General features: G+C 61.3%; 9 protein-coding genes and 1 tRNA gene. 6 read left to right on the top strand and 4 right to left on the bottom strand.

Annotation, left to right across the window (positions count from 1 at the left end; all coding sequences use genetic code 11):
- Positions 1 to 23: 23 nt before the first annotated feature.
- Together ACILSO_RS06360 and ACILSO_RS06355 are read right to left on the bottom strand one after the other, a co-directional pair.
- Positions 24 to 98, bottom strand: a tRNA-Arg gene (locus tag ACILSO_RS06360).
- A gap of 74 nt (positions 99 to 172) precedes the next feature.
- Positions 173 to 1072: a sterol desaturase family protein gene (locus tag ACILSO_RS06355; protein ID WP_395736535.1), complete on the bottom strand. Its 900-nt coding sequence runs from the start codon at positions 1070 to 1072 to the stop codon at positions 173 to 175.
- 211 nt (positions 1073 to 1283) lie between these two features.
- Here ACILSO_RS06355 and ACILSO_RS06350 point away from each other — a divergent pair, with 211 nt between their 5' ends.
- The 6 genes from ACILSO_RS06350 (at position 1284) to ACILSO_RS06325 (ending at position 8417) form a co-directional block, all read left to right on the top strand.
- On the top strand, positions 1284 to 2681 hold the full coding sequence (locus ACILSO_RS06350; protein WP_395736534.1) for a hypothetical protein: 1398 nt from the start codon (positions 1284 to 1286) through the stop codon (positions 2679 to 2681).
- An 83-nt stretch (positions 2682 to 2764) separates the two neighbouring features.
- A complete protein-coding gene (locus ACILSO_RS06345) occupies positions 2765 to 4177 on the top strand; it encodes a hypothetical protein (RefSeq protein WP_395736533.1) in 1413 nt (470 codons plus the stop codon).
- Between the two features lie 162 nt (positions 4178 to 4339).
- Positions 4340 to 5383 (top strand): zinc-binding dehydrogenase, encoded by a 1044-nt coding sequence (locus ACILSO_RS06340; RefSeq protein WP_395736532.1) that lies wholly within the window; start codon positions 4340 to 4342, stop codon positions 5381 to 5383.
- 9 nt (positions 5384 to 5392) lie between these two features.
- Positions 5393 to 6577, top strand: coding sequence for a GNAT family N-acetyltransferase (locus ACILSO_RS06335; RefSeq protein WP_395736531.1), 1185 nt, complete (start codon positions 5393 to 5395; stop codon positions 6575 to 6577).
- Complete coding sequence (locus ACILSO_RS06330; protein WP_395736530.1) at positions 6574 to 7752, top strand: hypothetical protein; 1179 nt, start codon at positions 6574 to 6576, stop codon at positions 7750 to 7752. Before ACILSO_RS06335 ends, ACILSO_RS06330 begins: the two co-directional genes overlap by 4 nt.
- A 107-nt stretch (positions 7753 to 7859) precedes the next feature.
- On the top strand, positions 7860 to 8417 hold the full coding sequence (locus ACILSO_RS06325; protein ID WP_395736529.1) for a GNAT family N-acyltransferase: 558 nt from the start codon (positions 7860 to 7862) through the stop codon (positions 8415 to 8417).
- On the opposite strand, the gene ACILSO_RS06320 is transcribed toward ACILSO_RS06325, so the two are convergent.
- Together ACILSO_RS06320 and ACILSO_RS06315 are read right to left on the bottom strand one after the other, a co-directional pair.
- Positions 8342 to 8785 carry a hypothetical protein gene (locus ACILSO_RS06320; protein WP_395736528.1) on the bottom strand — a complete coding sequence of 148 codons (444 nt, stop codon included), beginning with the start codon at positions 8783 to 8785 and terminating at the stop codon, positions 8342 to 8344. The two genes, ACILSO_RS06325 and ACILSO_RS06320, sit on opposite strands and share 76 nt — an antisense overlap.
- A gap of 185 nt (positions 8786 to 8970) precedes the next feature.
- Positions 8971 to 9492, bottom strand: a complete 522-nt coding sequence (locus ACILSO_RS06315; RefSeq protein ID WP_395736527.1) for a hypothetical protein — start codon at positions 9490 to 9492, stop codon at positions 8971 to 8973.
- Between the last annotated feature and the right edge of the window lie 68 nt (positions 9493 to 9560).

Below are 9560 nucleotides of genomic sequence, written 5' to 3'. Positions count from 1 at the left end.
AAGGGTTCCAGTCGTTTTTCGACTGGTGCGCCCGTCAGGAATCGAACCTGAATCTGCGGCTTCGGAGACCACCATTCTATCCGTTGAACTACGGGCGCTTTGTTTCGGGCCCGATGCTTCGCATGCGCACGGCGGGGCATCAAGTCGTTTTCAGCGGCATCTGACGCCCTTTTTACAGCAACTCCCGTTTGTGGGTGCCTTCTTTGGCCGCCGCTTGAAATTTGTGCCACCGGAAGGGTTCCACCACCTGTCCCCAGAAGGACTTGGGCATGGCGGACTTGATGCCGATTTCCAGAGGCGGGCGGCGGTTGGTGTCGTCGTAGTAGGTGCCGAAGATGAGGTCCCACAGCATGAGGTTTTCGCCGTAGTTTTTGTTGCCTTCGCGCAGGTCCTTGGAGTGGTGCCAGCGGTGGAGGGCAGGGGTGTTGAAGATGTAGTTCAGCCAGCCAAAGCGCATCTGAATGTTGCAGTGCGTGAGGAAGCCGATGTAGGCGGTGGTGGCTCCAAACCACAGCACCACGTCCTTCGGAGCCCCCACCAGCGCCAGCAGTGGCGCGGAGAAGATCATGCTCTTGAGCGTGTCCACGATGTGGAAGCGACCGGTGTTGAAAAACCACAGCTTTTTGCTGCTGTGATGCACGGCGTGGAAGTGCCACAGCGGCATCCACTCATGGGCGATGCGGTGCGCCCAGTAGAGCCCGAACTCCGCCACCACCAGGCCCAGCACCACTTGGCAAAACATGGGCCAGTGATTCGGCCACCATCCCGTGCCCTGATCTCCGCCCACCACATCGGCCAGGCCAACCACGCTGGCGGAAATGATGAGAAGCTGCACAAACGATTTGGTGAACGCCGTGTGCGCAAAGTCGGGAAACTCCTGCCCGTCTGAATGCAGCCATTCCTTTTCATGCGGGAACTTGCGCTCCAGGAAGTACAGCAGCGCTGCCAGGCTGAAGTAGGTGATGTTGAACGCCATCGGCCCTTGCTTGTGCGCGATGCCGATCCCGGTTGGGATCAGGGCGGCAACAAGGATGAGGGGCCAGAGCAGGTATTCGAAAAGCTTGCGGAGCATGGGCGGCCTCTTTTCAAAGCAAGAATCGGGCGCATTTCCAGCGCGTAAATAGGGAGATCATGCGCGGGAATTGCGCCTTTGCTGGGCTGGCACCAAAATGCACGCCTCAGCCGGGTGCACTTGAGAGGCGGTTCTAAAGGAGCTAAGCTCCAGATCACTTTGTCCTGATCTTTTTTGACTCCTGCCTCAGCGCATGACAAAAGCATGGGGCATGAGCCGCCTCCTCAATATCCTCCGCGCTCGCAAGGAGGTCAAAACAGCCCACCTCATGAGCCGCGGGGACCTGCTGAAGTTGCAGGAGCGGCGCTGGCGGGACATGGCGCGGTATGCACTCGATGTAAGCCCCTTTTACCGGAGGCACCTCGCTGGCATCGATGTGGAGCGCTGCCGGTTCACCGACATCCCTCCGCTCACTAAAGAGCTGCTGGTGGCACACTGGGACGAGATCGTGCCTGATCCTCGACTGCGGCGGGCGGAGCTGGAAGAGTTCCTGAGCGATCCCGGGAACTGGGGCACGCTGTATCATGGACGCTGGATGGTGAGCATGACCTCCGGCACCACCGGCGCGGCGCTGGCCATCCCGCATGATCTTGCAGCGGTGGACTGGGGCCACGCCTCACAGAACCTGCGGAACTCCGCCTCTCCCCACAGCTCACGGCAGCCCTCGCTCTTTCGTCGCCGACTGCGTGCGGCCGCGTTCATCACGGCCACCGCGCCGTCCATCTCCGGCGCGCTATATGCCACACGTCCCTGGATCGGCGCGCTGTTTTGCCAATACCACCGCATCAATGTCACTGCGCCTTGGGAGGAGATTTTGGCAGAGGTGCAGCGCATCCAGCCGGATGTGATGATGGGATACGCCTCCCTGTTTGGCAGACTTGCGCAGGCCCAGCTCAGCGGAGAGCTGAAGCTGCACCCCTCGCCGGAGCGCGGCTGCATCTGGGCGGGCGGAGATGCCGTGACGCCCGGTATCCGCGATCTATGTCGGCGAGCCTTTGGTATTGATCCCTTCAGCATGTATGGCTGCGGCGAGACGCTCAGCATCGCCCGCCAGTGGCGCGGCATGCGGCACCTCGTGTGCCATGATGACGTGATGGTCTTTGAGGCTGTGGATGCTCAGGACCAGCCAGTGCCCGAGGGCGTGCTCTCCGATCACGCGCTGGCCACACCGCTGCTGAACAAGGCGCTGCCGCTGCTGCGCTACCGCATCAATGACCGCGTGAAAATGGGCCCTGTCGATGCGGAGTGGCCCTTCCAGACCATCACGCAGATTCATGGCCGCAGCACCATGACCTATGTATTTCGCACGCCGGAGCGGCACGTCTTTGTAGGCACGCGTTTCCTCTTTGTGATGGAGCACCGCATGGATGTAGCGGCCTACCAGTTCCGCCAAACCGCCCCCGATGCCGTGGAGTGCATCCTCATTCCCCAGCCCGGGGCCGATGAAGCGCTGCTGCTGCGTGAACTGCCCGCCGCCATGCAGCACAGCCTGCAGGAAGGCGGCTGCCCCGGTGTCAAAACTTCTGCCCGCGTGGTGCCTCAGCTCCAGCCCGACCCGCGCACAGGCAAGGTGGAGCAGAACGTCCCTCTGCGGGATGAGATGGCATAGACAGGACGCTCTCATGAGGCGAATTTGTCGCCTCCCAGCCACGCCCGCCTTGACCCACTGCCGCCGCTTCGCAAAGGAGTGCCGTGATGTTCCGCACCCTGAACCTTATCCGCACCTCCAGGCTGGCCCGCAAGGCCCAGCTCTTGAGTCGCGCCGATCTCCTCAAGCTGCAGGAGCAGCGCTGGCGCGCCATGGCGCGGCACGCGCTGGAGGTTAGTCCCTTTTATCGCAGACATCTGAAAGGGATCGATGTGGAGCGCTGCCAGCTCACCGACATCCCCCCGATAACGAAGGAGCTCATGCTGGAGAACTGGGATGAGATTGTGGCAGATCCGCGTCTGCGCCGTGCCGCGCTGGATGCCTATCTCAAAGACCCAAAGAACTGGAACAGGCTCTACCATGGCCGTTGGATGGTCAGCACCACCGCTGGCACCTCGGCTTTAGTCACCCCGACGGTGCATGACGTCAATGCGGTGGACTGGATCTACGCCACCGCCAATGTGCGCCACTCCGCCTCCCCACGCTGCAGCGCCGATGCAGCGGAGGAGCCAAGCTCTCCAGGCCTTCGCAGGCGGCTCAAAGTCATCGCCTTCGTCACAGATGCCTCACCCGCCATCTCGGCCATCATGTATCGCACACGGCCCCGTGTTGGCGCGCTGTTTTCCCGCTACCACGCCATCAGCATCACCACTCCGTGGCCCGAGATCTTGGCGCAGGTGCAGCGCATTCAGCCAGACGCGATGATGGGCTATGCGTCGCTGCTCGGCCGCTTGGCGCAGGCGCAGCTCCGCGGAGAGCTGAACATCCGCATGCCGCAGGGCAGGGGCTACCTCTCCGCGGGCGGAGACGCCACCACGCCTGGCATCCGCGACCTGTGCCGCCGCGCTTTCGGCATCGAGCCCCACAGCACCTACGGCTGCGGGGAGACCCTCGGAATTGCCCGCCAATGGTCCGGCATGCAGCACATGCTCTGCCACGATGACCTGCTGGCCTTTGAAGCCGTGGACGCTCAGGACCAGCCGGTTCCCGAGGGCACGCTCTCCGACCACGCGCTGGCCACCCCGCTGATGAACAAGGCCCTGCCGCTGCTGCGCTACCGCATCAATGACCGCGTGAAGCTCGGCCCCGTGGACTCCGAGTGGCCCTTCCGCCGCATCGAGCAGCTCATCGGCCGCAGTTCCACAAACTACGCCTTCAAAACGCCCGAAATCCTCGTCTTCACCGGCATGCTGTTTCTGTTTAAAATGGATGAACGGGACGACGTGGCCGCGTATCAGTTTCGGCAGACGGCACCGGATGCCGTGGAGGCGCTGCTCGTTCCTTCTCCCGGAGCCGATGAAACCCGTCTCGTACGCGGGATGGAGGAGCAGATGCGCCACAGTCTGGACCAGGCTGGCTGCAACGCCGTGAAAGTCAGCGCCCGCATCGTGTCCCAGATTCTCCCCAATCCCCGCACTGGGAAGGTGGAGCAAAATGTGCCGCTGCCGGAGGAATGAAAGAGCGCTGACACCTTCATGCTGCCCGGTTTTTCAATTTGCATGGACGGCATTGGGCAGGTGATGACGTTCTCCAGAGCGAGCTAAAGCTCTGGACTACTTTTCATTGTCTCCACGCTTGCACTCGCATGCGCCGCGTGTTCGGATGCGCTTCCCACCATCATGAAGTCTGTCATCGCTGTTTCACCTGGCGAACTCGCCATTCTCGACACCCCGCAGCCCAAGCCCGGCCCCTATCAGGCTCTGGTGCGCACCGAGTGCGCCTGCCTGTGCAACCGCACTGACTCCGAACTCCTCGGCGGCACCTTCCCAGGGATGGAGGACAAGTTCCCGTTCGCGCTCGGCCATGAGAGCGTGGGCATCGTCACCGCCGTGGGAGACAAAGTGAAGAACTTCAAAGTCGGTGATCGCGCAGTCGGCGGCCTCGTCTTTGATCTGCAAAGCGAAGGCGTCGATTCCGGCTGGGGCGGCTTTGGCGAATACACCCTAGCCAATGATCATGACGCGATGGTGGCCGATGGAGTGGCCGATGAGGCCCACGGCTGGGTGGAGGTCTTCGAAATCCAGACCCGTGTGGATGCAGACATCCCACCGGAGCAGGCCGTGCTGCTCTGCACCTGGCGCGAGGTGCTGGGTGCCTTCCGCGATTTCCATCTGCAGCCCGGCGATGATGTGCTCATCTACGGTGCTGGTCCCGTGGGGCTGAGCTTTGTCAAACTCGGCCGGCTCTTCGGCCTCGGCTGGATCGGCATCGTCGATCGCCATGCGGACAAGCAGGCCAAGGCATTGGCCTTTGGTGCCGATGCCGCCTTCGCCCCCGGCGATCTCGAGATCGGCGAACTGGCCAAGATTCGCGGCAAAAAGCTCGATGCCGTGATCGATGCCGTCGGTCACCCGGACATCCTGCAGCAGGGCCTGCCACTCCTGCGCCGCGGCGGCTCCCACTGCATCTACGGCGTGCTCACCCATGGCGTGCTGCACATCGACAAAGCGAAGGCGGATTTTAACTTCAACCTCTTCGTGCATCAGTGGCCTACACGCCGGTATGAAAAGGAATCGCAGGCCGCCCTGTGCCAGTGGATTCGTGAAGGCCGGCTGACCTCCGCCGACTTCATCACGCATCGTTTTCCCATGGGGGAAATCGCTGCCGCGTTCAAGGCTGTGAGCGAACGCAAAGTCATCAAAGCTCTGCTGGAGTATGCCTGACCGACCTGCATGGTGCTGATTCTTCAAACCTGGATGCGCTGGCTCATGCGCATCGTTCTGCCGGTTTCCAGATGGCGGGTGCCGGTGGTGCTGCTGCGCGGGCCGGACCGTGCCTCCGGGCGGGTGGTGCATCTGCTGAGCGCGGGCTGGAGCTACGACTTTATCCGGGAGCGCTTTTTCGCTTCAGAGCCCGCCGTGGTGCGCACTTTGACGGTGCCCGTATGGCGGCTGGAGCGCGTGCTGGGGGAGTGGCGTGCGCAGGCGGATCTCACCGTCATCGGGATCGATCGTATCTCCTCGCGTGTGTTTTTGCGCCGGCGCTACCTGGCAGTGCCCATGTCCGTGGGATGCTGGATGGAAGTTCCAGAGGACATGAAGGCCTTTGCACGCCAGCGCCAAAACTGCGCGGCAGACATACGCCGTGTCCGCATCCGCAAGCTGGATGTTCACTTCAGCCGGGATGAAGAAGACTTTGATCTGTTTTACGACAGATACTACAAGCCCCACGTCTCCCGCCGCCACGGCTCCCTTGCGGTGGTGGGCGCCCGCGCTCGCATACGGCTGATTTTCAAATCAGGCATGCTGCTTTGGATCGTGCGAGATGGCGAACGACTGGCGGCGAGCATCGAAATCGTCAGAGGCACAGATTACCACAGAATGGTGAATGGCGTCATGGACGGGCGCGCAGACCTCCTTGCTGAAGGCGTGCTGACCGCCACCTACGTTCACAGCATCGAGAAAGCTCGGGAACTGGGTTGCACGCGGATTCACATGGGTGGCAACGAACCCTCTCCGCATGACGGCGTGTTTCGCTACAAAAACAAGTGGGCCACCGGCATCAGTCTTAATGACAGCATTCTTGGCGGCAACTGCATCCTGCTGCTGGACTGGAATCAGCTGGCGGGCCCGGTGGCGGATTTTCTCAGTCATACCTCGCTGTTTCATCATGACATGGGCGGCTTCTCCGCGTTGTGGTCGTTTCCCCACTCAGAGCCGCTGACGGCGGAAAACCTGGAGCGCCACTACAGGAGGCTCAAGACGCATGGGCTGCACAGCTTCCACATTCTGCTGCCCGGTGGCGTGCCGGTGGATTTCGTCTGCCCTACGGAGGTGCATCTCATCCCGTTGCCGGTGGTAAACACGGGCGGCCCTGAAGGGCTGACCTCCTATTTGCGTGGGAAAAGACGCGCATGATGGTGTCCTTCGCCAAGGCGTTATTTCGCTGGGGCATGCGACTGCTGCTGCCCTTCCTCGGTTGGCGCGTGCCAGTGCGCCTCCTGCACGGGGTGGCACGCGGGTCCGGCCGCAAGGTGACGCTGCAGGCGGCAGGCCGGCAGCAGTGGAGCAAGTATGTCTCGGAGCGTTGGTTTGCCGAGGAGCCGCAAGTGCAAAGCACTGTTCATGTTCCCGTCTGGCGTTTGCAGAGGTATCTGCACCAGCAGCGGCTGGCGGCGGATCTCACGCTGGTGGGGATCGATCTCGTCTCAGCGCGCCTGTTTCTGGAGACAGACTACCTTGCCGTGCCGCCCCTTGTCTCCTGCTGGATGGCCGTCCCGCAGGATCCGGAGGTACTCGGACGCGAATCCTGGAAGGGGGAGTCGGACTTCCGCCGTGTGAGAAAACGGGGCTACGAAAGCCACCTCTCACGGGTGCCAGCAGACTTCGACACCTTTTATGATCACTTCTACACCCCCTACCTCGCCGCGCGCCATGCGGCGAAGCTGCCCAGCGCGCCTCGCTGGATGCTGCGGCTGTCCTTTCGCTTCGGCTGGATACTCTGGATCACAGAGGGAGGAAAGAAGATCGCTGGAGACCTCCTGGCCAGGCAGGGCAAGACCCTGGTGCCCTTGGTGACCGGTGTGCTGGAAGGACGCCAGGATATTCTTCAGCGTGGAGGGCTGGCCGCCCTGTATGTCCTCTCCATCACGCATGCCATGGCGCTGGGCTGCACGCGCATCCTCATGGGCGGCAGCCAGCCCGTGCTGCAGGACGGTGTGCTGCGCTACAAGAGCAAATGGCTGGACGGTCTCTCCGCCCATGACGGCCTCCTTTCCGGCAATCACGCTCTCTTCCTGCGCTGGAACCGCTTGGACGGTCCCATCACCGAACTCCTCAGCCACACGGCGCTCATTCACCACGAGCAGGGCGGCGGCTTCTCCGCGCTCTGGGCCTATCCTGCACATCTCCCCCTTACGGCAGAGTCTCTGCAGCGGGAGGTGCGTGCGCTGCGCATTCGAGGCCTCCACCGCTTCCGTGTTCTTCTGCCTGGCGGGGTTCCGAAGGACTTTGATGGCTCGCCCGAATTGAGCTGCACCTCCATAGAGGATGCTGAACGTGCCGGAGCTGGGGGCATCTGCTCACTCGGTTGAGGCGTAGTCGTTGATTATGGATTCTTAACCTTTATTTAGGCAGAATTCATTGCTTTGCCTACCATGCTGTGTCCTTAGAAACGTCCTCCTTCGTTCTCTCCACACCCATGATTCGACCGATTTCGTTCCACGAGCACCGCGACACTATCGCCCGCCTACGGCGCGAGGTGTACACCAGCGGTTTGCTGCGTGACATCGACGAATTTGACGAAGTGGCCCATCATTTCGGACTCTTTAACTCCAACGAGGAGATCACCGGCGTGGTCCGGGTGCTGCGCAGCGATGAGGTGCCCAAACTGGAGTTGCAGAGCGAGTCCGATGCGCAGGACCTCGTCTATCCCACGGAGGGTCTCATCATGGAAGTCTCCCGCGGCTGCGCCTGTAAAAACCTCACCGGCATGCCGCTGATGAAGCTGGCCGTAGCCATGCAGGACTACGCCAGACAGCTCAACGCCGCGCATGTCGTCACCAAATCCGGCACCCGCCTGCTGCCGTTGTATAAAATGCTGGGCTTCCGCGTCTTTGGCAGGCCGTTCTACTCCGATTACTTCGACGACCGTCGCACCGGCCTCATGAGCATCCCCATCATCTACGATTTCGTCAAACCTGCGAAGGCGCCTGCCGTGCCAGCGGCGCAGGAGGAAGAGGAAGTGCTGGTCTGGTAGTGGCTGGGAGCGGGAGCTGAAGTGCGCAGAGCTTTTTTCTTCCCGTTCATGAACACCCCGCAGGCCATCAGACCCAGAACGGCCATGATGTGGGCGGGCACCAGCATCTCCACTCGGCTGCCTTTGCCAAACACAAGGCACATGCACAGGTAGATAAGGCCAGTGCCGGCAAATACCTCCAGGCCGATTAGCAGTGGAGTGCCCGTACACCACGACAGGAGCGCCACCGTAGCGGCCAGACCGCCGACAAGGAACCCCGTAAACCAAGGCTCCCGATCACCCACAAGCTTGTGAGCGATGAAGGCATAGCCCAGTCCGCCCAAGAGAAAAAGCGGCACACACAGCAGGATCAGGACAATCTTTTTCATCGGCAATCGCACAGACATTCTGCGGCCCAACGCCTTTATACCTCAGCGCGGCTGTTCACGTCCATCAGATCTTCGTTTCCGCTCACTCTCTTATTACGATGCAAAACAAACGCCCGCCTCAAGGCGAGGCGGGCGTTTGTGGAAGAAGGCTCTAATTTTATGATCCGGAAAAGGACCGTCCGTTCTTAACGGAAGCTGTGGTGTCCATTCCAGCTGCCGCTGCCGGACCAGCCACCGTGGTGGCTGCTGTTGCTGCTGCCACCGCCGTTCCACTGGTGGCCGCCGCTGCTGCCAGCACCGCTGGGAGGACTCCAGTTTTGCGGGAAAGAATGGCTCACCTGCGAGTGGAAATTCGAAGGGTGGCTGTTGAAGTTGAATGGCACAGAATGCGAAGCCTGGATTGTCGAATGAGAGTAGCCGGGCAGACGCGGGCCTGACATCCAGTTGTTTCCGCTCAGGTAGTGGTACTGCTGGGTGGGGCGGTGGTAGTAGGCCCCGTAACGCGGATAGTACGAGTAGTTGTAGGAGTTTCCGACCGGAATGAATGTGGAAAGGCTGGCCGGATACCCGTAGCCTCCATACCCCCCGTTTCCATACCCTCCTCCATAGCCATAGCCCATGTAGGGATCGCAGCTGGAGAGAGTAAACATTGCAGTGGCCAGGAGGAGTCCGGCTTTGCCGGACGACAGCAGTGTGGTTGTGCTCATGCGGATGAATCCATCACAACTGCCAAATTATGCAACCAGCACTGGCTGAGCGTAGCGCCTATCAGGGA

It is taken from the genome of Prosthecobacter sp. (assembly GCF_044226605.1).
GTDB lineage: Bacteria > Verrucomicrobiota > Verrucomicrobiia > Verrucomicrobiales > Verrucomicrobiaceae > Prosthecobacter.
Note: the sequence above shows the minus strand (reverse complement) of the source record. Positions and strands in the feature narration are given on the sequence as shown.

Excerpts from the sequence above, each read along its gene's own strand:
- ACILSO_RS06350 (WP_395736534.1), top strand. The coding sequence starts at position 1,284 with ATGAGCCGCCTCCTCAATATCCTCCGCGCTCGCAAGGAGGTCAAAACA.
- ACILSO_RS06340 (WP_395736532.1), top strand. The coding sequence starts at position 4,340 with ATGAAGTCTGTCATCGCTGTTTCACCTGGCGAACTCGCCATTCTCGAC.
- ACILSO_RS06325 (WP_395736529.1), top strand. The coding sequence starts at position 7,860 with ATGATTCGACCGATTTCGTTCCACGAGCACCGCGACACTATCGCCCGC.
- ACILSO_RS06315 (WP_395736527.1), bottom strand. The coding sequence starts at position 9,492 with ATGAGCACAACCACACTGCTGTCGTCCGGCAAAGCCGGACTCCTCCTG.
- ACILSO_RS06355 (WP_395736535.1), bottom strand. The coding sequence starts at position 1,072 with ATGCTCCGCAAGCTTTTCGAATACCTGCTCTGGCCCCTCATCCTTGTT.
- ACILSO_RS06320 (WP_395736528.1), bottom strand. The coding sequence starts at position 8,785 with ATGAAAAAGATTGTCCTGATCCTGCTGTGTGTGCCGCTTTTTCTCTTG.
- ACILSO_RS06335 (WP_395736531.1), top strand. The coding sequence starts at position 5,393 with ATGGTGCTGATTCTTCAAACCTGGATGCGCTGGCTCATGCGCATCGTT.
- ACILSO_RS06330 (WP_395736530.1), top strand. The coding sequence starts at position 6,574 with ATGATGGTGTCCTTCGCCAAGGCGTTATTTCGCTGGGGCATGCGACTG.